At 72.5% G+C, this 21,797-nt stretch carries 18 protein-coding genes; 6 read left to right on the forward strand and 12 right to left on the reverse strand.

The window, feature by feature from the left end; translation table 11 throughout:
* The first annotated feature begins 168 nt into the window (after positions 1 to 168).
* Positions 169 to 1,068, forward strand: coding sequence for a zinc metalloprotease (locus ACIWVC_RS12815; RefSeq protein ID WP_396446684.1), 900 nt, complete (start codon positions 169 to 171; stop codon positions 1,066 to 1,068).
* A 78-nt stretch (positions 1,069 to 1,146) separates the two neighbouring features.
* Here the strand turns inward: ACIWVC_RS12815 and ACIWVC_RS12820 are convergent, their stop codons facing one another.
* Together ACIWVC_RS12820 and ACIWVC_RS12825 are read right to left on the reverse strand one after the other, a co-directional pair.
* Positions 1,147 to 2,898, reverse strand: a complete 1,752-nt coding sequence (locus ACIWVC_RS12820; RefSeq protein ID WP_396446685.1) for an FAD-dependent oxidoreductase — start codon at positions 2,896 to 2,898, stop codon at positions 1,147 to 1,149.
* 9 nt (positions 2,899 to 2,907) lie between these two features.
* Complete coding sequence (locus ACIWVC_RS12825) at positions 2,908 to 4,479, reverse strand: succinic semialdehyde dehydrogenase (protein WP_396446686.1); 1,572 nt, start codon at positions 4,477 to 4,479, stop codon at positions 2,908 to 2,910.
* A gap of 369 nt (positions 4,480 to 4,848) precedes the next feature.
* On the opposite strand from ACIWVC_RS12825, the gene ACIWVC_RS12830 reads away from it, so the two are divergent.
* Positions 4,849 to 5,511 (forward strand): TetR/AcrR family transcriptional regulator, encoded by a 663-nt coding sequence (locus ACIWVC_RS12830; protein ID WP_396454161.1) that lies wholly within the window; start codon positions 4,849 to 4,851, stop codon positions 5,509 to 5,511.
* Between the two features lie 82 nt (positions 5,512 to 5,593).
* On the opposite strand, the gene ACIWVC_RS12835 is transcribed toward ACIWVC_RS12830, so the two are convergent.
* The 3 genes from ACIWVC_RS12835 to guaB form a co-directional block, all read right to left on the reverse strand.
* Positions 5,594 to 7,333 carry a glycerol-3-phosphate dehydrogenase/oxidase gene (locus ACIWVC_RS12835; RefSeq protein ID WP_396446688.1) on the reverse strand — a complete coding sequence of 580 codons (1,740 nt, stop codon included), beginning with the start codon at positions 7,331 to 7,333 and terminating at the stop codon, positions 5,594 to 5,596.
* An 87-nt stretch (positions 7,334 to 7,420) separates the two neighbouring features.
* Positions 7,421 to 8,536 carry a GuaB3 family IMP dehydrogenase-related protein gene (locus ACIWVC_RS12840; RefSeq protein ID WP_396446709.1) on the reverse strand — a complete coding sequence of 372 codons (1,116 nt, stop codon included), beginning with the start codon at positions 8,534 to 8,536 and terminating at the stop codon, positions 7,421 to 7,423.
* Positions 8,537 to 8,686: 150 nt separating this feature from the next.
* Positions 8,687 to 10,183: an IMP dehydrogenase gene (guaB, locus tag ACIWVC_RS12845; protein WP_396446689.1), complete on the reverse strand. Its 1,497-nt coding sequence runs from the start codon at positions 10,181 to 10,183 to the stop codon at positions 8,687 to 8,689.
* Between the two features lie 243 nt (positions 10,184 to 10,426).
* Here guaB and ACIWVC_RS12850 point away from each other — a divergent pair, with 243 nt between their 5' ends.
* Complete coding sequence (locus ACIWVC_RS12850; protein WP_131944990.1) at positions 10,427 to 10,816, forward strand: DUF5319 domain-containing protein; 390 nt, start codon at positions 10,427 to 10,429, stop codon at positions 10,814 to 10,816.
* 14 nt (positions 10,817 to 10,830) lie between these two features.
* Here ACIWVC_RS12850 and ACIWVC_RS12855 read toward each other — a convergent pair whose 3' ends face one another.
* The 4 genes from ACIWVC_RS12855 to groES all read right to left on the reverse strand — a co-directional run bounded on the left by ACIWVC_RS12855 (position 10,831) and on the right by groES (position 14,597).
* The gene (locus ACIWVC_RS12855) at positions 10,831 to 11,580 is read right to left on the reverse strand and encodes a hypothetical protein (RefSeq protein ID WP_396446690.1); all 750 of its coding nucleotides are present in this window, start codon (positions 11,578 to 11,580) and stop codon (positions 10,831 to 10,833) included.
* Positions 11,577 to 12,269 (reverse strand): sigma-70 family RNA polymerase sigma factor, encoded by a 693-nt coding sequence (locus ACIWVC_RS12860; RefSeq protein WP_396446691.1) that lies wholly within the window; start codon positions 12,267 to 12,269, stop codon positions 11,577 to 11,579. Before ACIWVC_RS12860 ends, ACIWVC_RS12855 begins: the two co-directional genes overlap by 4 nt.
* A gap of 299 nt (positions 12,270 to 12,568) precedes the next feature.
* Positions 12,569 to 14,200: a chaperonin GroEL gene (gene groL / locus ACIWVC_RS12865; protein WP_396454162.1), complete on the reverse strand. Its 1,632-nt coding sequence runs from the start codon at positions 14,198 to 14,200 to the stop codon at positions 12,569 to 12,571.
* 85 nt (positions 14,201 to 14,285) lie between these two features.
* Positions 14,286 to 14,597 carry a co-chaperone GroES gene (gene groES / locus ACIWVC_RS12870; protein ID WP_199487366.1) on the reverse strand — a complete coding sequence of 104 codons (312 nt, stop codon included), beginning with the start codon at positions 14,595 to 14,597 and terminating at the stop codon, positions 14,286 to 14,288.
* Between the two features lie 233 nt (positions 14,598 to 14,830).
* Here groES and ACIWVC_RS12875 point away from each other — a divergent pair, with 233 nt between their 5' ends.
* The 3 genes from ACIWVC_RS12875 (at position 14,831) to ACIWVC_RS12885 (ending at position 19,417) form a co-directional block, all read left to right on the forward strand.
* Complete coding sequence (locus ACIWVC_RS12875) at positions 14,831 to 16,045, forward strand: SAM-dependent methyltransferase (protein ID WP_396454163.1); 1,215 nt, start codon at positions 14,831 to 14,833, stop codon at positions 16,043 to 16,045.
* A 615-nt stretch (positions 16,046 to 16,660) separates the two neighbouring features.
* Positions 16,661 to 18,310 (forward strand): hypothetical protein, encoded by a 1,650-nt coding sequence (locus ACIWVC_RS12880; protein WP_396446694.1) that lies wholly within the window; start codon positions 16,661 to 16,663, stop codon positions 18,308 to 18,310.
* Positions 18,311 to 18,499: 189 nt separating this feature from the next.
* Positions 18,500 to 19,417, forward strand: coding sequence for a phosphotransferase family protein (locus ACIWVC_RS12885; RefSeq protein WP_396454164.1), 918 nt, complete (start codon positions 18,500 to 18,502; stop codon positions 19,415 to 19,417).
* 6 nt (positions 19,418 to 19,423) lie between these two features.
* On the opposite strand, the gene tsaD is transcribed toward ACIWVC_RS12885, so the two are convergent.
* From tsaD to tsaB, 3 genes are read right to left on the reverse strand one after another with little or no spacing between them, the layout of a single operon-like run.
* On the reverse strand, positions 19,424 to 20,455 hold the full coding sequence (gene tsaD / locus ACIWVC_RS12890; protein ID WP_396446710.1) for a tRNA (adenosine(37)-N6)-threonylcarbamoyltransferase complex transferase subunit TsaD: 1,032 nt from the start codon (positions 20,453 to 20,455) through the stop codon (positions 19,424 to 19,426).
* A gap of 2 nt (positions 20,456 to 20,457) precedes the next feature.
* Positions 20,458 to 20,949: a ribosomal protein S18-alanine N-acetyltransferase gene (gene rimI, locus ACIWVC_RS12895; protein WP_396446696.1), complete on the reverse strand. Its 492-nt coding sequence runs from the start codon at positions 20,947 to 20,949 to the stop codon at positions 20,458 to 20,460.
* A complete protein-coding gene (gene tsaB / locus ACIWVC_RS12900) occupies positions 20,946 to 21,614 on the reverse strand; it encodes a tRNA (adenosine(37)-N6)-threonylcarbamoyltransferase complex dimerization subunit type 1 TsaB (RefSeq protein WP_396446697.1) in 669 nt (222 codons plus the stop codon). Before tsaB ends, rimI begins: the two co-directional genes overlap by 4 nt.
* Positions 21,615 to 21,797 lie beyond the last annotated feature (183 nt).

The following is a 21,797-nucleotide window of genomic DNA, read 5'->3' on the forward strand; positions in this document are numbered from 1 at the left end:
CGTGACACGCTACGCCGCCGCGCTATAGCGCCGTTTTCAGCGTTACATGTCCCTGTTCGTTCAGGTTTGCCAAAGACGTGACGATTGTTCGCATCCACCCTTGTTCCAGCGATGACTCCGCTCCCCTGCGCGCGCTCCCCCGCTCGCGCCGCACCCCCGAGGAGTTCCATGAAACGCGCTGGAATCGCCACCGTCCTCGGCCTGGCCGCCGCCTTCACGGCGTACGCGCCCGCCGCCCCCGCCACCCTCGCCGCCCCGTCCACCGCCTGCGCCGACCAGCCCGCCCAGGCCCGCGTCCGCGCGGGCGCCCACGTCACCGAACGGAACCAGCCGAGCGCGGCCAAGGTCGCCGCGATGGAGAAGGACTTCCAGAACCGCGTCGGCAAGCTCAAGACCATGAGGGGCGCCGCGTCCATCGCCGCCGCGTCCATCACCGTCAGGGTCCACTTCCAGGTCGTCTACGGCAGCGCGGGCAACGTGTCCGACTCGACGCTGCAGCGGCAGATGGACGTCCTCAACGACGCCTACGCCGACAGCGGCATCTCGTTCACCCTGTCCGAGATCAAGCGGACGAGGAACGCCTCCTGGTTCTCCGACCCCGAGGGCTACGAGCGCCAGATGAAGAACTCCCTGCACGTGGGCAACGCGCAGGACCTCAACATCTACACCGCCGACCTCGGCAGCAGCCTCCTCGGCTGGGCCACGTTCCCGAGCAGCTACCGCTCCCAGCCCGCGATGGACGGCGTCGTCATCCACTACCAGAGCCTGCCGGGCGGTGCTCTGGGCAACTACAACGAAGGCGACACGGCCACCCACGAAGTGGGCCACTGGATGGGCCTGTACCACACCTTCCAGGGCGGCTGCAGCGGCCAGGGCGACCGCGTCTCCGACACCCCCGCCGAGCGGAGCCCGGCCTCCGGCTGCCCGACCGGCCGCGACACGTGCTCGGCTCCGGGCGCCGACCCCATCCACAACTTCATGGACTACAGCTACGACTCGTGCATGTACGAGTTCACCCCGGGCCAAGCCGCCCGCATGCAGTCCCAGTGGGCCGCCTACCGAGCCTGACCTGACCCGCGCCGAGCCCACCGCGATCCCATCGCGGTGGGCTCCGCCATGCCCACCGCGATCCGTGGCGACACGGGGTCAGGTGATGTCGACGATGGGGAGTTTCAGGGCGGCCGGGGCCGTGGCGGGGACGGCCGGGTTCTTCGGGGGGACGGGACTGAGGCGGCGGTAGGGGGCGCCCAGGGCCGGGCGCGGATCGTCCTCTGAGCGGTTCGGCCAGAACGACATGGCGCGTTCCGCCTGGGCCGTGATGGTCAGGGACGGGTTGACGCCCAGGTTGGCGGAGACGGCGGAGCCGTCCACGATGTGCAGGCCGGGGTGCCCGTAGACGCGGTGGTAGGCGTCGATCACGCCGGTCTCGGCGGAGTCTCCGATGGCGCAGCCGCCGAGGAAGTGGGCGGTCATCGGGATGTCGAACAGGTCGCCCCAGGTCCCGCCGGGGATGCCGCCGATCTCCTCGGCGATCCGGCGCGTCGCCTCGTGGCCCTCCGGGATCCAGGTCGGGTTCGGCTCGCCGTGGCCCGCGGAGGCCCGGACGTCCCAGCCGAACAGGCCCCTCTTCGGGCGCAGCGTGATCGAGTTGTCGCGGGTCTGCATGACCAGGGCGATCACCGTCCGCTCCGACCAGTGCCGGATGTCGAACAGCTGGATCAGGTCGCGGGGGCGGCGCACCGCCTCGCGGGCGAACTTCAGGATGCGCGGCGTGTGCTTCTCCCCGGGGCGGTCGCCGTCGATGAGGAGGGTCTGCAGCCCGGCGAGGAGGTTGGAGCCGCGGCCGTAGCGGACGGGCTCCACGTGCGTGTCGGGCGCCGGATGGAACGACGAGGTGATCGCGACGCCCTCGGAGAAGTCGGGGCCCGGCCTGCCGTTGGCGCGCCCGCCGCCGAGGATCGCCTCGGAGTTCGTGCGGGTGAGGGCGCCGAGGCGGTCCGACAGGTGCGGCAGGGCCCCGGTCGCCTTGAGCTTGTGCAGCAGCTTCTGCGTCCCGTAGGTGCCCGCCGCGAACACCACCTGCTCGGCGGTGAGCGTCTTGCGGTTGCGGCCGAACGATCCGGTCCGCACGATCGCGACCTCGTAGCCGCCGCCCGGCAGCGGCCTGACCGAGGTGACGCGGCTGAGCGGCATCACCCGCGCGCCGGCCTTCTCGGCGAGGTACAGGTAGTTCTCGGTGAGCATGTTCTTCGCGCCGTGGCGGCAGCCCACCATGCATTCGCCGCACTCCATGCAGCCGCGCCGGCGCGGGCCGGCGCCGCCGAAGTACGGGTCGGCGCTCTCGATCCCGGCGCCGCGCCCGAAGTAGACGCCGACCGGGGTCCTGACGAAGGTGTCGCCCTTGCCCATCCGGTCGGCGACCCTCTTCATGACCTCGTCGGCCGCGGTGGTCGTGGGGTTCTGGACGACGCCCAGCATCCGCTTGGCCTGCTCGTAGTAGGGCGCGAGCTCGTCCTGCCAGTCGGTGATGTGCGCCCACTGCCGGTCCTTGAAGAACGGCTCCGGCGGGACGTACAGGGTGTTGGCGTAGTTCAGCGATCCGCCGCCCACGCCGGCGCCCGCGAGCACCATCACGCGGCTCGACTTCGCGCCCCGGATGAGGTGCATCCGCTGGATGCCGGTCAGGCCCAGCGCGGGCGCCCACAGATACCGCGCGATGCGCCAGTTCGTCCTGGGCAGCTCCGGATACCGCGCCCCCGGCGCACCGGACGGGTTCGTGTCGAAGCGGCGGCCCGCCTCGATCACCCCGACCTTGTACCCCTTCTCGGTCAGCCGCAGCGCCGACACGCTGCCGCCGAACCCCGATCCGACGACGAGCACGTCGAAGTCATGCTTCACGGGCGGTCCCTACTTGATGCGCAGCTTCTTCATGAGCTTGATGCCGGACGCCATGTAGCCGGCGAACTTGTCGTACCCGATGGCGCCGGGCGGTTCGAGGTCCATGAAGTGCTGGCTGGCGACCGTCTGCACCTCGGTGTACTTCAGCAGGCCCTCGGCGCCGTGGCGGCGTCCCACACCGGACTGCTTCATCCCGCCCATCGGGGAGTCGTACGACGCGAACGCGGCACCGTAGCCGTCGTTGACGTTGACGGTCCCCGCCTGGATGCGGGCGGCGAGCCGGCGGCCCCGCGCCGTGTTCTTCGTCCACACCGACGCGTTCAGGCCGTACGCGGTGTCGTTGGCGCGGGCGACGACCTCGTCCTCGTCCCGGTACTTGTAGACGGCGACGACCGGCCCGAACGTCTCGTTCGCGCAGAGGTCCATGTCGCCGTTGACGTCCGCGAGGACGGTCGGCTCGTAGAACAGGGGGCCGATGTCGGGGCGGGCCCGGCCGCCGGCGAGGACGGTCGCGCCCTCCTGCACCGCCTGGTCGACGTGCCGCGACACCGCGTCCAGCTGGCGCTGGTAGGTCATCGAGCCCATCTCGGCCTCGAAGTCCAGGCCGGCGCCGAGCTTCATGCCCTTGACCAGCTCGACGAACCGGGGGACGAACCGGTCGTAGATGTCCTCGTGCACGTACATCCGCTCGATGGAGATGCACAGCTGCCCGGCGTTGGTGAAGCACGCGCGGACGGCGCCGCGCGCGGTCCGCTCGACGTCGGCGTCCGCCATGACGATCATCGGGTTCTTGCCGCCGAGCTCCAGCGAGTAGCCCACGAGCCGCGGCGCGACCTTCTCGGCGATGGCCTTGCCGCCCCGCGTCGACCCGGTGAACGAGACGTAGTCGGCGCCCTCCAGCAGCGGGTCGCCGATCTCGGCCGGCTCGCCCACGACGATCTGCCACAGGTCCCTCGGCAGCCCGAGCGAGACCAGCAGGTCGAGCACCCACAGGCTGGACAGGCAGGTCTGGGTGTCCGGCTTGTGGATCACCGCGTTGCCCGCCATGATCGCCGGCGCGATGTCGCTGGCCCCGAGCGCGAAGGGGTAGTTCCACGGGGAGATCAGCGCCACGACGCCCTTCGGGTGCCGCAGCTCCCGCACCCGCGTCACCGCCGGCATCATGCCCTGCCGCCGCTTCGGTTTCAGCAGCTTCGGGGCGCGCCGCGCGTAGTAGAGCGAGCACAGCGCCACGTCGAGGAACTCCTCCATCGCGTGGCGGCGGGCCTTGCCGGTCTCCATCTGGATGACGTCGAGGATCTCCTCGCGCCGGTCGACCAGCGCGTCCGCCAGCCGCAGGAACGGCTTGACCCGCTCGCCCGCCGGCCGCGCCGCCCAGGCCCGCTGCGCCTCCCGGGCGCGCTCGTGCGCCTCGCGGACGTCGTCGGCGCTGGAGACCGGCACGGTCGCCAGCGGCTCACCGGTGAACGGGGCGGGGATCGTCACGCTCTCGGCTCCGCCCGAGACCACGTGCGAGACCAGCCGGTCGATCAGGGTCGGGGAGAGCTGCGCGCCTTTGGCAGGGACCGTCGGGGATGCCATGGAGGCAGGGTATGACCCCCTGGCCATTTTTGGCTACCCGCAAGTAATGCACGACTTGCAGTGAAATGCCGCACTTGATCCTGCGGAGTCCGTCCCCGGCTGACAAGGGGCGGCGAACGGAGCGTTCCAAGCCGGCCGGACTTGCGCAACTCCCAGACTGACCATGTCCGGCCGGTGTATTCCGAAGAGGGGAGAGAATCCCGGCGCATCCCGCCGACTCCGCTGCGCAAGGGGAGGCCGGCCGCCCGCCCCGCACCGGGGCCGCGGCCAGGCGAACGGGCGATCGGCGCACGGCGGCGCGGTGCGCCGCACATCGCGCGCAGAGGCGCGTCAGGGGAGTACGCGTCTTGGACAGGGAGGGAACGGCGAATGAGGGACGCCCACGGCGGCAAGCGGTCCGAAGGGGGCACGGGAGCCGGGGCTCCGCGGTCGTCCGGCGGCGGGCCCGCGCCGCGCCGGGACCGGCGCGAGCAGACGCGCCTCGCCCTGCTCACCGCCGCCGAGCGGCTCTTGGCGGAACGCGGCATCCACGGCGCCTCGCTGGACGACATCGCAGCGGCCGCGGGCCTCACCAAGGGCGCCGTCTACTCCAACTTCGCGGGCAAGACCGACCTGCTGCTCGCCCTCATGGAGCGCATCACCAGCGACCGCACCCGCCCCGGCTTCTGCGACGAGCTCCGCGCCGCCGGGGAGGACGCCGACCGCACCGGCCGCCCGTCCCGCCGCCGCGACGCCGACGACGGCCCCCGCCGCCTGGCCCTGCTCCTCGTCGAGTTCTGGCTCTACGGCATGCGCGACTACGCCGCCGGCTGGCGGATCGCCGACTGGTACGCCGAGCGCCGCGCCCGGCTGGCCGGCGAACTGGAGCCCGCCGACGGCATCGCCCCCGCCGACCGCGCCGCCCTCACCCTGGCCCTCGACTTCGGCCTGGCCTTCCAGCACCTGCTGGACCCGGCCCGGGTGCCCGCCGACCTCTACACGACCGGCAAAACCCTGATGCAGGCCCCGATCACCCCGCCGAACGGCTCCTGAGCGCCGGCGGGCGGTCAGGGGCGGCGTCAGGGAGGCCGTGTCAGGGAGGCCGTGTCAGGGAGGCGGCGTCAGGGAGGCGGCGTCAGGGGGTCGCGATGGGGACGATGTCGGGAGCGCCCTTGCGGTGGGCGTCGGCGTCCTGGTCGTCCTCCTGGGTCTGCGAGGCCCGTTCGGCCTCCACGCGCTTGCGGTAGTACTCGATCTCGCGGTCGCGCTGCTTCTTGGACCAGCCGAGGACCGGGGCCAGCAGGTCGGCGGCCTCCTGCGCCACGCCGACGCCGCGGTCCCAGGTCTCGATCGAGATGCGGGTGCGGCGGGCGAGGACGTCGTTGAGGTGGCGGGCGCCCTCGTGCGTGGCGGCGTACACCGCCTCCGCGCGGAGGTAGTCGTCGGCGCCGGTCAGCGGCTTGGCCAGGTCGGGCTTGTCGGAGATCAGTTCGAGCAGGTCGTCCACGAGGGTGCCGTAGCGGCGCAGGAGGTGCTCGATGCGGGCGACGTGCAGGCCGGAGCGGGAGGCGAGGCGGTGGCGGGCGTTCCACATGGCCTGGAAGCCGTCGCCGCCGACGAGCGGGATGCGGTCGGTGCAGGATTCGGCGACCTTGCCGTCGAGCCCGTGGACGACCGCGTCGATGGCGTCCTTGGCCATCACCCGGTAGGTGGTGTACTTGCCGCCCGCCACGAGGACCAGCCCCGGGACGGGGTGCGCGACGACGTGCTCGCGGGAGAGCTTCGAGGTCTCGTCGGTCTCGCCGGTGAGCAGGGGACGCAGGCCCGCGTAGACCCCCTCCACGTCGTCATGGGTGAGAGGGGTGGTCAGCACGGAGTTGACGTGGTCCAGGACGTAGTCGATGTCGGCCTTGGACGCGGCCGGGTGCGCCTTGTCGAGGTCCCAGGCGGTGTCGGTGGTGCCGATGATCCAGTGGCGCCCCCACGGGATCACGAAGAGGACCGACTTCTCCGTGCGGAGGATGATGCCCGTCGAGGAGTGGATGCGGTCCTTGGGGACGACCAGGTGGATGCCCTTCGACGCCTTCACATGGATCTGCCCGCGCCCGCCGACGAGCTCCTGGATGTCGTCCGTCCACACGCCGGTGGCGTTCACGACCTGCTTCGCGCGGACCTCGCTGGTCGCGTTGCCCTCCAGGTCGCGGATGCGCAGGCCGGTGACCCGCTCCCCCTCGCGCAGGAAGCCGAGGCACTGGGTGCGGGACGCGATCTGGGCGCCGTACTGCGCGGCCGTCCGCAGCACCGTCATCACGTAGCGGGCGTCGTCGACCTGCGCGTCCCAGTACTGGATCGCGCCGGTGAAGGCGTCCTTCCGCAGGGACGGCGCGAGCCGCAGCGCGCCGCGCCGCGTCAGGTGCCGGTGGTGCGGGACGCCGCGGGTGCTGCCCATCTGGAACGCGAGCGCGTCGTAGAGGGCCACGCCGGCGCCGAAGTACGCGCGCTCCCACACGCGGTGGGTGGTCGGCAGCAGGAACGGGACGGGCTTCACCAGGTGCGGCGCGATCTGCTGCAGCAGCAGGCTGCGCTCGGTCAGCGCCTCCCGGACGAGGTCGAAGTTGTACTGCTCCAGGTAGCGCAGACCGCCGTGGATCAGCTTGGACGAGCGCGACGACGTCCCGGACGCGTAGTCGCGCGCCTCGACCACCGCGACCGACAGCCCCCGGGTGGCCGCGTCCAGCGCCGCGCCCGCGCCGACGATGCCGCCGCCGACGACGACCACGTCGAACTCCTCGCGCGCCATGCGGTCGAGCGCGGCGGCCCGCTCGGCCGGCCCCAGCCGCGAGCTCCCAAGGCCGGTCACCGGTGATGCCGTCATCGCGTGTCCCCCCACAGCCGTTCGGTCTCGGAGCAGTTCCTACCCAAGAGTAGGGTCGGGGCCACCCTCGCGGACGTGGGTTCGCTCTCAGTCGGTGGACCGGCGGGGAGCCACCACGACCTGTACCCGCTGGAACTCCTTCAACTCCGTGTAACCGGACGTGGCCATCGCGCGACGCAGTGCCCCGATCAGGTTCATGGAGCCGTCCGCGACATGGGACGGGCCGTACAGGATCTGCTCCATCGTCCCGATCGTCCCGAGTTCGAGGCGGGTGCCGCGCGGGACGTCGCCGTGGTGCGCCTCGCTTCCCCAGTGGTAGCCGCGCCCCGGCGCCTCCGTGGACCGCGCGAACGGGGAGCCGACCATCACGGCGTCGGACCCGCAGGCGAACGCCTTGGCGATGTCGCCGCTGTTGACCATGCCGCCGTCGGCGATGACGTGCACGTAGCGGCCGCCGGACTCGTCCATGTAGTCGCGGCGGGCGGCGGCGACGTCGGCGACCGCGGTGGCCATGGGGACGGCGACGCCGAGGACGGTCCGGGTGGTGTGCCCGGAGCCGCCGCCGAACCCGACCAGCACGCCCGCGGCGCCGGTCCGCATCAGGTGCAGCGCGGCCGTGTAGGTCGAGCAGCCGCCGACGATGACGGGGACGTCGAGGTCGTAGATGAACTGCTTGAGGTTCAGCGGCTCGGCCCGCCCCGACACGTGCTCGGCGGACACGGTCGTCCCGCGGATCACGAACAGGTCGACGCCCGCGTCGATGACGGCCTTGTGGAACTGGGCGGTGCGCTGCGGCGACAGCCGCGCGGCGACGGTGACGCCGGCCTCCCGGACCTCCTCGATCCGGCGGCCGATCAGCTCCTCCTTGATCGGCTCGGTGTAGATCTCCTGGAGCCGCTGGGTGGCGCGCGCGTCGTCCAGCGAGGCGATCTCGGCGAGCAGCGGCTCGGGGTTCTCGTACCGCGTCCACAGCCCTTCGAGGTCGAGGACGGCGAGGCCGCCGAGCCGCCCGACGGCGATCGCGGTGGCGGGGCTGACGACGCTGTCCATCGGCGCGACGACCAGCGGCATCTCGAAGCGGTAGGCGTCGATCTGCCAGGCGACGCTGACCTCCTCGGGGTCGCGCGTCCGGCGGGACGGCACGATGCCGATGTCGTCGAAGGCGTACGCCCGGCGGCCGCTCTTGCCCCGGCCGATCTCCACCTCAGCAGCCACTGCGCCCCTCTTCCTCACCCGGCGCCGTGCCGGTCGTCGTCCTGCCCGATGCTCCCGCCGGCCGCGGGAACGAGCCCCGGAAGAGCTTACGTCAGGCGCCGCCCGAACGAGATCCGCGCGCGGGACCAGGGGCCGGGGTCAGCGGCCCTGGTAGTTGGGGGCCTCGACCGTCATCTGGATGTCGTGCGGGTGGCTCTCGCGGAGGCCGGCGACGCTGATGCGCATGAGCTGGCCGCGCTCCTGCAGCTCGGGGATGCTGCGCGTCCCGGCGTACCACATGGACTGGTGGAGGCCGCCGACGAGCTGGTGCGCGACGTTGGCGAGCGGGCCGCGGTAGGGCACCTGGCCCTCGACGCCCTCGGGGATGAGCTTCTCCTCGGCGGTGACGTCGGCCTGCGCGTACCGGTCCTTGGAGTAGGACGCGCCGCGCTCGCGGTTGCGCATCGCGCCGAGCGAGCCCATCCCGCGGTACGACTTGTACTGCTTGCCGTGCACGAAGATCAGCTCGCCCGGGGACTCCTCGACGCCGGCGAGCAGGCTGCCGAGCATGACGGTGTCGGCGCCCGCGACCAGGGCCTTGGCGATGTCGCCCGAGTACTGCAGGCCGCCGTCCCCGATCACCGGGACGCCGGCCTCCTTCGCCGCGCGGGACGCCTCGAAGATCGCGGTGATCTGCGGTACGCCGACGCCGGCGACGATGCGGGTGGTGCAGATCGAGCCGGGGCCGACCCCGACCTTGATCGCGTCGGCGCCCGCGTCGACCAGGACCTTCGCGCCCGCGTAGGTGGCGACGTTGCCGCCGACGACCTCGACCGCGGAGCTGCCCTTGATCGCGGCGACCGTGTCGGCGACGCCCTTGGAGTGGCCGTGCGCCGTGTCCACGACGATCACGTCGGTGCCGGCCTCGATGAGCGCGCGGGCGCGGCGCAGCGCGTCCTCGCCGACGCCCACGGCCGCGGCGACGAGCAGCCGGCCGTCGGCGTCCTTGGTGGCGTTCGGGTACTGCTCGCTCTTGGTGAAGTCCTTGGTGGTGATGAGGCCCTTGAGCCGGCCGTCGGCGTCCACGAGCGGGAGCTTCTCGACCTTGTTGCCCGCCAGCAGCCGGAACGCCTCGTCCCGCGACACGCCCACCGGCGCCGTCACCAGCGGCATGGGGGTCATGACCTCGCGGACCGGGCGGGACAGGTCGGACTCGAAGCGCATGTCCCGGTTCGTCACGATGCCGACCAGCACGCCCCGCACATCGGTGACCGGCACCCCGGAGATCCGGTAGTGGGCGCACAGCTCCTCGACGTCGGCGAGCGTCGCGTCCGGCAGGCAGGTGACCGGGTTGGTGATCATCCCGGACTCGGACCGCTTGACCCGGTCGGCCTCCTCGGCCTGGTCCTCGATCGACATGTTGCGGTGCAGGACGCCGATGCCGCCCTGCCGCGCCATCGCGACCGCCGTCCGCGCCTCGGTCACCGTGTCCATCGCCGCCGAGACGAGCGGGATGCGCAGCGAGATCCCGCGGGTGAGCCTGGTCGTGGTGTCGGCCTCGCCGGGCTGCATGTCGGAGTACCCCGGGAGCAGGAGCACGTCGTCGAAGGTCAGGCCCTGCGGGAGGAACTTGTCGGGCTCGGCGGCGGGGTTCATGACAACCTTCCCGTAATGGTGGCGGCATCGGGCCAGGTCACGCGGGACCCTGTTCCCATGGTAGGGCGTGCGCCCGAGGCGGGACGGGCCCTTGCGCACGGCCGGCACGTGGTCTTGATGACATCAGCCAACAAGACCGGCACCGCCCAACATTCCCGGCGGCCGCGCACGCTGCGCACCTGTTCGCGCACAGAGAAGAGCGGGGGGTGCACCTTACGGGGCGTCCGGCAGTAGCGTGGGGGTGTGCACGACGATGCTCCGCTCGACCCGTTCGCCGGAGACCCGGAGGATCCGGCGGCGGCGCTCGGCGACCCCGGCGACGAGGCCGCTCCGCTCAGCGTGACGGAGCGGGAGGACGTGCTGGCCGACCTCGCCGACCTGGAGGTGTTCCGGGCGCTGCTGGAGCCGCTCGGCGTGCGCGGGCTCACCGTCGACTGCGGCGACTGCGGCAAGCTCCACTACATCGACTGGGAGCTGCTGCACGGCAACCTGCGCCACCTGCTCGACGCCGGCCTCCCCCGCGTGCACGAACCCGCCCTCTCCCCCGATCCCGTCGACTACGTGAGCTGGGAGTACGCCCGCGGCTACGTCGACGGCGTGATCGACAGCGAAGAGGGCCACGACGAGAACTGACCCGGCGCGCCGGGCTAGCGGGGGTTCTTGTAGTTGTTCGCCTGCCTCTCGGCCTCCCGGCGCAGGTCGTCCAGGCGGCGGCGCAGGTCGTCTTCGGGCGGGTCGGCCTCCGGGCGGGCGGACGGCGCCGAGCGCGTTACGGCCGTGGGCAGGTCGGGCCGGTCGCGCCGGTCCCGGGACGCGAACAGGTGCTCCAGCCGCCGCTTGAGGCGGGCGATGTCCGCGCGCTCGGGGTCGTGCGACGGCTTCCCGGCCGCGACGGGCGCCGGGCGGACCGGCGGGCGGCCCCGGTCGTGCGTCACGGCGTCGACGTCCGCGGCGGGCTTGTCCACCCGGTCGGAGACCCCGGGCGAGCTCGGTGCGGGGACGGAGGAGCGGTCCGCCGCGCCGCCGCCCGCCGCGGCGACGCCCGTGCTGGCGAGGACGGCGCCCGCCACGCCCAGCGCGACGATGGTGCGGGGGCCGCGGCGCCGGGGGCCGGGGCCGGACGGGGCCGGCGGGGCGGGGTCGGAGGTCCCCTCGTCCACGTCGGTGATCAGCGCGCGCAGCAGCCGGACCGCCGGGTCGGAGTCGTCGCCCGCCCGGGCCGCGGAGCCGGGCGCGCGGCGCGCGGCCAGCGACTCGATGAGCGCGTCGGTGCGGCGGACCGCGGCGAGGTCGGCCGCGGCCGGCCGGGACGCCGGGGCCGGCGCGTCACCGGAGTGCGAGGGCTCGGCCGGATTCGGGGCGCCCCCGACGCCGGTGAGGGGGCCTCGCTCCGTCAAGCGATCGACTCCTCTCTGGCCATCGCCCGGAGCCGGGCCAGGGCCCGGTGCTGGGCGACGCGCACCGCGCCCGCGGACATGCCGAGCACGTTGCCGGTCTCCTCGGCCGACAGCCCCGCGACGACCCGCAGCAGCACCAGCTCGCGCTGGTGGTCGGGCAGCCGGGTCAGCAGGTCGCGGGCGCGCTGCGCCTCGATGTAGCGCACCACCGTCTCCTCGGGGCCGGGACGGTCGTCGGGGCCGTCCGGCAGGTCCTCGGTGGGCACCGCGGCGCGGACCGCGCTGCGCAGCGCGTCGGCGATCTTGTGCGCGGCGATGCCGAAGACGAAGGAGGCGAAGGGGCGGCCCATGTCCCGGTACCGGGGCAGCGCCGACAGGACGGCGATGCAGACCTCCTGGGCCACGTCGTCGGCGATGTGGTACTGCCCGGAGACGCGGCCGAGCCGGGCCCGGCAGTACCGGACGATCATCGGGCGCACCTCGGCGATGAGGACCTCGATGGCGCTCGGGTCGCCCTGGACGGCGAGGTTCGTCAGCTCCCTGAGATCGCCGCCGGCCGCGTCGGCGGCGCGCAGCGCGCGTCCTCCGCGGCCGGTGTCGCGAGGCGCCGGCGGGGCCGGCCCTCCCGAGGGTTCGGCAGCGCGCGCGGTCATGGTCCCGGCGAAGCATCCCTCGGTCACGTCAAGCATGATGCCCAGCACCGCCGGGCGTGTCTCCCCCGTCGTAGACAACGGAATGGTCACAGTGCTGGAACGAACCTGGGGATACTACGCGGCGCGCTCGTCCGGATGCCCGATGTCACGAAATCTTCACCAGTTCATCGGGCCACAAATAGCTCATTTAGCAACATAACGGCGATTCCACGCCGTCCCGGCCGGGGAGCGGGCGCACCGCGGCCCCCGCCCGGGACCGGGCGGGGGCCGCGGCGTTCGCGGCCGGTCTTCCCCTTCCCGCCCGGAGCCGGCGGCCCCGGCCGGGCGGGCAGGACTCAGTGGCCGTGGCCGTGGCCGTGACCGTGGCCGTGACCGCCGGCGGCGGGCTCCTCCTCCTCCGGCTTGTCGACCACGAGCGCCTCGGTGGTGAGCAGCATGCCCGCGATCGACGCGGCGTTGGTGACCGCCGAGCGGGTGACCTTCACCGGGTCGATGACGCCCTGCGCGATCAGGTCGCCGTACTCGCCGGTCGCGGCGTTGTAGCCGTGGCCGGCCTGCAGCGCCTGCACCTTGGAGACGACGACGTGGCCCTCCTGGCCGGCGTTCTCGGAGATCCACCGCAGCGGCTCGTTCAGCGCGCGGCGGACGGCGTCCGCCCCGGTGGCCTCGTCGCCGGACAGCCCGAGCGCGTCGAAGCCCTCCTTGGCGACGTGCACCAGCGCGCTGCCGCCGCCGGAGACGATGCCCTCCTCGATCGCCGCGCGGGTCGCCGAGATGGCGTCCTCCAGGCGGTGCTTCTTCTCCTTCAGCTCCACCTCGGTGGCGGCGCCGACGCGCAGCACGCAGACCCCGCCGGCCAGCTTGGCCAGGCGCTCCTGCAGCTTCTCGCGGTCCCAGTCGGAGTCGGAGTTCTCGATCTCGACCTTGATCTGGTTGATCCGCGCGTTGATGTCGTCGGCGGAGCCCTCACCGTCCACGATGGTGGTGTTGTCCTTGGTGACGGTGATGCGGCGGGCGCGGCCGAGGTCCTCCAGCCCGATGGAGTCGAGCTTGAGGCCGATGGCCTCGCTGACGACCTGGCCGCCGGTGAGGGTGGCCATGTCGCCGAGCATCGCCTTGCGGCGGTCGCCGAAGCCGGGCGCCTTCACCGCGACGGACGTGAACGTCCCGCGGATCTTGTTGGCGACGAGCAGCGCCAGGGCCTCGCCCTCGACGTCCTCGGCCACCACGAGCAGCGGCTTCTTGGTCTGCGCGACCTTCTCCGCCAGCGGCAGGAACTCCTGCACGTTGGAGATCTTGCCGTCCACGATGAGCACGTAGGCGTCCTCCAGGACGGCCTCCATGCGCTCGTGGTCGGTCACCATGTGCGGCGACAGGTAGCCCTTGTCGAACTGGAGGCCCTCGGTGAACTCCAGCTCCAGGCCCATGGTGTGGGCCTCTTCGACGGTGATGACGCCGTCCTTGCCGACCTTCTCGAACGCCTCGGCGATCAGCTCGCCGATCTGCGCGTCCTGCGCGGAGATGGTGGCGACGTGCGCGATCTCGCCCTTCTCCACGATCTCGCGGGCCGACTTCAGCAGCTGGTCGGACACGTAGTGGGCGGCCGCGTCGATGCCGCGCTTGAGCGCGAGCGGGGACGCGCCGGCCGCCACGTTGCGGGTGCCCTCCCGGACCAGCGCCTGTGCGAGGACGGTCGCCGTGGTGGTGCCGTCGCCCGCGATGTCGTTGGTCTTGGTCGCCACTTCCTTGGCGAGCTGGGCCCCGAGGTTCTCGTACGGGTCCTCCAGCTCCACCTCGCGGGCGATGGTGACGCCGTCGTTGGTGATCGTCGGCGCACCGAACTTCTTGTCGATGACGACGTTGCGGCCGCGCGGGCCGATCGTCACCTTGACGGCGTCCGCGAGGGCGTTGACGCCGCGCTCAAGAGCCCGGCGAGCGTCCTCCTCGAACTCCAGGATCTTCGCCATGCGGATACTCCTCTATTACGCGATCCGCCCCGGCAGCCCCGCCGAAGGCGGCGCCGACCGGGGCGGGTGCATCACGGCTCGATGACTACTTCTCGATGACCGCGAGCACGTCGCGGGCCGAGAGGACGAGGTACTCCTCGTTGTTGTACTTGACCTCGGTGCCGCCGTACTTGCTGTAGAGCACGACCTCGCCGACCTTGACGTCGACCGGGACGCGCTCGCCCTTGTCGTCGACACGGCCCGGGCCCACCGCGATGACGGTGCCCTCCTGGGGCTTCTCCTTCGCGGTGTCCGGGATCACCAGGCCCGACGCGGTGGTGGTCTCGGCCTCAAGCGGCTGGACGACGATGCGGTCCTCAAGCGGCTTGAGAACAACCTTGGTGGCGGTCGTCACGATCTGACCTCCCCTTCGATTGGTCCTCGGCCGGCCACGGGTGACCGGCCAGCACATGTGACAGAAGAGGCGACCCTGGACCGGCCTGCCGTCGCGGGTGCCAGACCGACCTTGTCGCTGTTTGTTGGCACTCTCACTACGAGAGTGCCAGACATGGAGACTATTCTGTGCCCGTGAGCCCGTCAACACGGACACGAGCGCACCGCGCGGACTTGGCCCGCCGCTAACTTCGCCCTATGGACATAGCGTCGTTCCGGGCCCTGCGCACACCGTCCGGCCAGGCGCTCCTCGCCGAGGCGGCCGCCGCGGACGTGCGCGATGACGCGCTGCTCGCGACGGCGTCCCGGCTGCGCGAACGGCACGATCCCGCGCTCGTCGCGGCCGCGCTCACCGAGGTGCGGCTCCGCGAGCGGGCGCGGGCCAAGTTCGGTCCGGACGCCGACCGCATGTACTTCACACCGGCCGGGCTAGAGCAGGCGACCCGTGCGAGCGTGGCTGCACACAGGGCACGACGGTTCGCTACCCATCTGGACGGCGCGTATGTGCTCGACCTGGGCTGCGGCATAGGAGCCGACCTCATAGCCCGGGGCCGGGCGGGGCTTGCCGGGGAGGGGGTGGAGCTCGACCCCCTGACGGCGGAGGTCGCGCAGGCGAACGTGACCGTCTTTGGACTCGACGCTTCCATACGCATGGGGGACGCCACCAAAGCCTCCGTGGACGGGGCCGACGCAGTGTTCGCCGACCCTGGCCGGCGGAGCGCACGCGGCAGGGTCTTCGACCCCCGCTCCTACGAGCCGCCGCTCGACGTCGTCCTGGACATCGCGCGGAAGGCACCCGCCGCATGCGTCAAGGTCGCCCCCGGCATACCGCACGAGGCCGTCCCGGACGGCGCCGAGGCCGAATGGGTGTCGGTCCACGGCGACGTCAAGGAGGCGGCCCTGTGGCTGGGGTCGCTCGCAGGGGACGTGGGGCGCCGGGCCACGCTGCTCTCGTCCGACACCGACCCCGAGGTCTGGACGCTGACCCCGCACGGCTCGGACGTCCCTGACGTGCGCTCGTGGGGCCGCTACCTGTACGAGCCCGACGGAGCGGTGATCCGCGCCCACCTGGTGGGCGAGGTGGCGGAGCTGGTCGGCGGCGGGCTCGCCGACCCGCACATCGCGTACATCACGTCCGACCGGCTGTGCCCGACGCCGTTCGCCTCCGCCTATGAGATAGAGGACGTGCTGCCGTTCTCCGTGAAACGCCTGCGCGCCGAGCTGCGGCGCCGCGGCGTCGGCGCGCTGACCGTCAAGAAGCGCGGCTCGGCCGTCGACCCCGACCGGCTGCGGCGCGACCTCGGCTTCGGCGGGCGCGGGTCCGGCCGCGGCGGCGCGGCGCTGACGCTGGTGGCGACGCGGGTCGGGCGCGCCCCGGTCGCCCTCCTCGCCCGTCCCGTCCAGGCGCCCTGACCCGCCTGGAGCGGCGGCCGGCCGGCAACCGTGCCCAAAGATCTTCCGCCCGGCGGGCAACGCCAAGCCGGACCGGGCGACGCGCCACGGCGGTGCAAATCATCGGCGTTTTCCGGCATCGCGTCCACCAGGGATTGCGGGCGCCCGGCAAGGGCGCGGCGGCAGCCGCGAATCGGCGATCGCGGACCGGCGCTCCCGGAAACGCCAAGCCAGGTTCAGCGGCGGGCACTTCGGCGCCACGAAATACCCTCCGAAATGGGGCCGCCGCCCGCCGCGCGGCGGCGCGCCCCCGCCGCACGCGGCGGCCGTCGGGGTTGAGCGGCGGAGCGGGAACTGCGGATGTTGGACGAGATGTACGGACACGGCGCCGCGCCGGGCCGCCGTACACCACCGGCGCATCCCCACGATCATCGCGATTGCCGCGAAACGTGAGAACAGCCTCGCACCCGGCTATTTCTCGCTATTCACCCCAGCTGGATAACAGGCGCATTCCGCAGAACTCACAATCTTCTCTGCTACCCGTTTTAGCGGTCGTCTACACGCACTACAGTGGCCATCTCACAGATTCATTTGCCGTGCGTCATTTCGTCGCGCCGGCACACGAAGGAGCATCGGGTGGAAACGAATCACAACTTCCTGCAGACGGGGGGTCAACCGGTCTCGGATCGGATGCGGGAGTTGCTCGCCCGTGCGGCGCAGGACCACGTCTATGAACAGCGCTCACAGGGTCAGGTCCTGGACGAGATTCGCCAGCGGCTGGAAGGCATGGAGTGGCTGCTCCGCGAGGTCCGCGAGCGGGAGCTCAGCGGGCTGACCGGGCAGCTCGAGAGCGTCCGCGGGCAGGTGGACGAGCTGTCGGGCAAGCCCCCGGAATGGGCCGAAGGACTGGCCGAGCACATCGAGTCGTTCGGCGAGCGGGTCAAGCCCGTCGCCGAGCTGCCCGCGCTGTGGGCCGATGTGGGCGTCGTCGCGGAGAACGTCGACGAGGGCCTGACCCGCATCCAGGCCGTCCTCGACTCGGCGCAGCAGATCACCGACGCCACGCAGCAGGCGTCCCAGCGCATGGACGAGATGACCAAGCGGCTGGACAAGCTCCAGGGCAGCATGGAGGCCGCGTCCGTCCGCTTCAACCGGCTGGACAAGTCGCTCGCCGAGCTGGGGCACCGGTCCGAGCGGCTGGAGCATTCGATCAACGGGGTCACGGCGCGGGTCGACCAGTCGCTCGGCGAGATGGCCGAGCGGATGGAGCAGGGTCTTGAGGCGGTCAACGGCCGGGTCGAGGGCGTCGGCGGCCGGCTCGACGGGCTGGACGGGCGGCTGGACGGCGTGGACGGCCGGCTCGAAGGGCTGTCCGGCAAGCTGGAGGGCCTGGACGGGCGGTTCGAGAGCCTCGACGGCCGCATCGACGGGGTCGGCGAGCGCATCGGCCGGCTGCCCGCCACGCTGGAGATCGCCGAGCTGCACCGCATGCTGCGCGACCTCGCGCAGCGTCCCGCGGCCGAGTACGGCGACCGGTTCGACGCGCTGGAGAAGCACCTCGCCGAGGCGGTCGACCCGCTGATCGAGGAGCTGCGCGCCCGGCCCGACCGCGACGAGGTCAAGGCGACCATGTCGCAGATCGCCGAGACCGCCTACAGCGACGTCGCCAAGCGCATGGACGAGTTCTCCCGCCGGTTCGAGGACGTGCACGAGGACGTCCGCAAGCGCATCGACACCATCCACGAGGAGGTCGCCAAGCGGGTCGACGGCGCACTGGAGGAGTTCACCGCGCAGGTCGACATCGTCTCCCGCCGCGTCGAGTCGGTGCACGCCGACGTCGCCAAGCAGGTCGAGTCCGTGCACACCGAGGTGACGCGGCAGGTCAGCGGCGTGCACGACGACTTCGGCAAGCGGATCGGCGACATCCACGAGGACGTCACCCGGCAGGTCGGCAGCATCCACGAGGACGTCGCCAAGCAGGTCGGCAACATGCAGGAGGACGTCGCGCGGCAGGTCGGCGGCGTGCAGGCGGAGTTCGCGCGCCGCGTGGAGAGCATGCAGGACGAGGCCGGGCGGCGCGCCGACGCCGCGCAGGCCGAGTTCGCCAAGCGCTTCCTGCACGTCGAGAACGAGGTCGGCCGCAAGGTCGACGGGGTCCACGACGAGGTCTCCAAGCAGGTCAACGCCGTGCACGAGGACGTGCTCAAGCGGCTGTCCACCCTGGAGGAGACGATGCTCGCCCTCGCCGAGGCGCTGCTGCGCCCGCGCCGCGACCCCAAGGACTGACCGGTCTCACCGGGTGGGGCCGCGCGGGCCCCACCCGGACTCCTCCGGATACCCCGCGGAATCCGTGGCGTTCGTCCGGGAACCGCCCGCGGCGACCGAAGATGCTCCGCCGGACCGCGCCGTTGACGTGCATTCTGTTACGTTCCGTCTTCGCAAAATCACTCCCAATACCCTTCGGAATCCGTTTTCATGGATCAGGTGACTCGCACACCGGCTCCCTGCCTGCCGACCGGCGCCCCACCCGGCCACCCCACCCTGCGCTGGGTGGAGGAGTGCCTCGGCGCCGGCGCCGAGATCCGCATGGTGCGCCCGCTCGCCGGCGGCACCTCGCACGCCAACCACGCCCTGCTCGTGGAGAGCGGCGCGGGCAGCGCCCACCGCCTCGTCCTGCGCCGCTGGACGAACCGCACCTCCTCGCCCGACTTCTCCCCCGAGCGGGAGATCGCCGCGCTGGCGCTCCTCGCCGGCTGCGAGATCCCCACCCCGGCCCTCGTGGCCGCCGACCCCGCCGGCGCCTACTGCGACGTCCCCGCCCTGCTCATCACCCGGCTGGCCGGGCACCCGCCCCGGCCGTCCCCCGACGACCTGCCCGAGTACCTCATCCAGCTGGCCGCCGCGCTGCTCGCGGTGCACGCCCTGAACGGCGCGTCCACCATGCCCCCGTACGTCCCGCACAACCGGCTCGACGTGCGCCGCCCGCCCAAGCACGCGCTGCGCCCCGACCTGTGGGAGCGCGCCTTCGAGGTCGCCGCCCGGCCCGCCCCGGAGGCGCCCGTCCGCTTCATCCACCGCGACTACCACGCCGACAACACGCTGTGGTCCTACGGCAAGCTCACCGGCGTCGTCGACTGGTCGGACGCCTCATCCGGGCCCGCCGCCGCCGACATCGCCTGCATGCGCCGAGGCCTCGCGCTGCGCTACGGCGTCCCGGTCGCCGACCGCTTCCTATCCGCCTTCGACCAGGTCTCCGGCGGCCACGTCCACGACCCGTACTGGGACGTCCGCTGCCTCCTCGACCTGCTCCCCGAAACCGAGGAGCACACGATGGACGAGGCCAAGGTCCCCCTCTTCGAGGACTACCTCGCCTCCCTGCTGGCGGAGTGCTAGGCACCGTCAGAGGGTGACCGTCTCCACGGGCAGGCTGGAGTCGGCCGGAAGCTCCAGGTCGGACGGGGCAGCGCCGGCGGCGACCAGCTCGGAGCCCAGCGCGGCGACCATCGCGCCGTTGTCGGTGCACAGCTTCGGGCGCGGGACGCGCAGCCGCACCCCGGCCGCCTCGCAGCGTTCGGCGGCGAGGGCGCGCAGACGGGAGTTGGCCGCGACGCCGCCGCCGATCAGCAGGTCGCGGACGCCGTTGTCCTTGCAGACCTTCAGCGCCTTCTGCGTCAGGACGTCGACCACGGCCTCCTGGAAGGACGCGGCCACGTCCGGCACCGGGACGGGCTCGCCGGTGCGCTCCCTGGCCTCCACCCAGCGGGCCACGGCCGTCTTCAGGCCGGAGAACGAGAAGTCGTAGGTGCCGTCGTTGTACTTGCCGCGCGGGAACGCGATCGCGGCGGGGTCGCCCTCGCGGGCCATGCGGTCGATGACCGGCCCGCCGGGGAAGCCGAGGCCGAGGACCCGCGCGACCTTGTCGAACGCCTCCCCGGCCGCATCGTCGACGGTGCCGCCGAGCGAGCGGACATCGCCCGCCACGTCCGGCACCAGCAGGATCGACGAGTGGCCGCCCGACACCAGCAGCGCCACGCAGGGCTTCGGCAGCGGGCCGTGTTCGAGCTGGTCGACGCACACGTGCGCGGCCAGGTGGTTGACGCCGTACAGCGGCTTGCCGAGCGACAGCGCGTACGCCTTCGCCGCGGCGACGCCGACCATCAGCGCGCCCGGCAGCCCCGGGCCGGCGGTGACGGCGAACGCGTCCACGTCGGTGAACTTCACCCCGGCGTCCGCGAGCGCGCGCTCGACGGTCGGCCCCATCGCCTCCAGGTGCGCGCGCGACGCCACCTCAGGCACCACGCCGCCGAAGCGGGCGTGCTGGTCGACGCTGGAGGCGATGGCGTCCGCCAGCAGCGTGGTGCCGCGCACGATCCCGACTCCGGTCTCGTCGCACGACGTCTCGATCCCGAGCACCAGCGGCTCGTCGCGCATCATCACGTCTCCCGGTTGAAGCCCATGGGCGGACGGCGGGTGAGCGGGCGGCTCATCACGATCGCGTCCACGTTCGAGGGCTGGTAGTAGCGCCTGCGGAGGCCGACCTTGACGAAACCGAACCGCTCGTAGAGGCGGTGCGCGGGGTCGTTGTCGGCGCGGACCTCCAGGAACACCGCCTCGCTGTTGCGGCGGACCGCCTCGTTCAGCAGCTCGGTGAGCAGCGCCGCGCCGATGCCGTGCTTGCGGCGGTCGGCGCGCACCCCGATGGTCTGCACGTCGGCCTGCCCGCCCGCCGCGGCGAGGCCCGCGTAGCCCACGATCTCGCCGCCGGGCTCCTCGGCGACGACGTAGTGCCGGGTGCGCGGCTGCTCGGCGAGCTCGCCGCGCAGCATCTCCTCGCTCCAGGCGTCCTCCGGGAAGAGGACCCGCTCCAGCCGGTGGACGGCCGGGAGGTCCGCGTCCGTCATGGGCCGGACGACGACATCGGTCATGCCGGGGTCACCTTCTTGCGCGGGCCCGGTTCCTTCGCGTCCGGCCTGCGCAGGTAGAGCGGCTCCGGCGGGAGCAGCGGGGGGCCCTTGAGGCCGGCCAGGCGGGCGATCGCCAGGTCGGCGAGGGCGCCGGCGCTCGGCAGCAGGGGCTCGTGGCCGGAGTCGCCGAGGACGTCCGGGTAGAGGGCCGCACCCTCGCCGACGACGGGCAGCCCCTGCGGGACGTCCTGCGGCGGGCCCACGGCGGGTTCGGTGGCGCGCGCCCGGGCCGAGTCGTACCGCGCCCAGTAGACCTCCTTGCGGCGGGCGTCGGTCGCGACGACGAACGGCTGGTCGCGGCCGGTGGCCCAGGCGATGGTGTCCAGCGTGCACACGCCGTGGACGGGGATGCTCAGGGCGCCGCCCATGGAGCGGGCGGTGACGAGCCCGACGCGCAGCCCGGTGTAGGGGCCGGGCCCGACGCCGACGGCGATCGCGCTCAGGTCGTCCGGAGCCGCCCCGGCCTCGGCCATGACCTGCGCGATGGACGGGGTGAGCAGCTCGGTGTGCCGCCGCCGGTCGACGGCCTCCGCGACGCCGCGCGGCACGGCGCCCTCACCGGGGATCCACTCGTACAGCGCCACGGTGATCGCGGCGGTCGCGGTATCGAAAGCCAGCACCAGCACGGGTTGTAAGCCTACCGGTCAGGTGGGCTCCGCTGGTTCAGCCCGGAAGGGTTCAGCTCGGAGGGGTTCAGCCTGGCGGTGGTTCGATCGGCGGGTTCGATCGGCGGGTTCAGTTGGCGGGTTCAGTTGGCGGTGTTCGAGCCGGGCCGGTGGTTCAGCCCTGGGCGAGCGCCTGGATCACGG

It is taken from the genome of Actinomadura sp., assembly GCF_044508335.1.
Classification (GTDB): Bacteria; Actinomycetota; Actinomycetes; order Streptosporangiales; family Streptosporangiaceae; genus Spirillospora.

Excerpts from the sequence above, each read along its gene's own strand:
- ACIWVC_RS12830 (WP_396454161.1), top strand. The coding sequence starts at position 4,849 with ATGAGGGACGCCCACGGCGGCAAGCGGTCCGAAGGGGGCACGGGAGCC.
- ACIWVC_RS12860 (WP_396446691.1), bottom strand. The coding sequence starts at position 12,269 with ATGCTTGACGTGACCGAGGGATGCTTCGCCGGGACCATGACCGCGCGC.
- ACIWVC_RS12825 (WP_396446686.1), bottom strand. The coding sequence starts at position 4,479 with ATGGCATCCCCGACGGTCCCTGCCAAAGGCGCGCAGCTCTCCCCGACC.
- ACIWVC_RS12815 (WP_396446684.1), top strand. The coding sequence starts at position 169 with ATGAAACGCGCTGGAATCGCCACCGTCCTCGGCCTGGCCGCCGCCTTC.
- ACIWVC_RS12835 (WP_396446688.1), bottom strand. The coding sequence starts at position 7,333 with ATGACGGCATCACCGGTGACCGGCCTTGGGAGCTCGCGGCTGGGGCCG.
- tsaD (WP_396446710.1), bottom strand. The coding sequence starts at position 20,455 with ATGCGCGACGAGCCGCTGGTGCTCGGGATCGAGACGTCGTGCGACGAG.
- guaB (WP_396446689.1), bottom strand. The coding sequence starts at position 10,183 with ATGAACCCCGCCGCCGAGCCCGACAAGTTCCTCCCGCAGGGCCTGACC.
- ACIWVC_RS12885 (WP_396454164.1), top strand. The coding sequence starts at position 18,500 with ATGGATCAGGTGACTCGCACACCGGCTCCCTGCCTGCCGACCGGCGCC.
- groL (WP_396454162.1), bottom strand. The coding sequence starts at position 14,200 with ATGGCGAAGATCCTGGAGTTCGAGGAGGACGCTCGCCGGGCTCTTGAG.
- rimI (WP_396446696.1), bottom strand. The coding sequence starts at position 20,949 with ATGACCGATGTCGTCGTCCGGCCCATGACGGACGCGGACCTCCCGGCC.
- ACIWVC_RS12875 (WP_396454163.1), top strand. The coding sequence starts at position 14,831 with ATGGACATAGCGTCGTTCCGGGCCCTGCGCACACCGTCCGGCCAGGCG.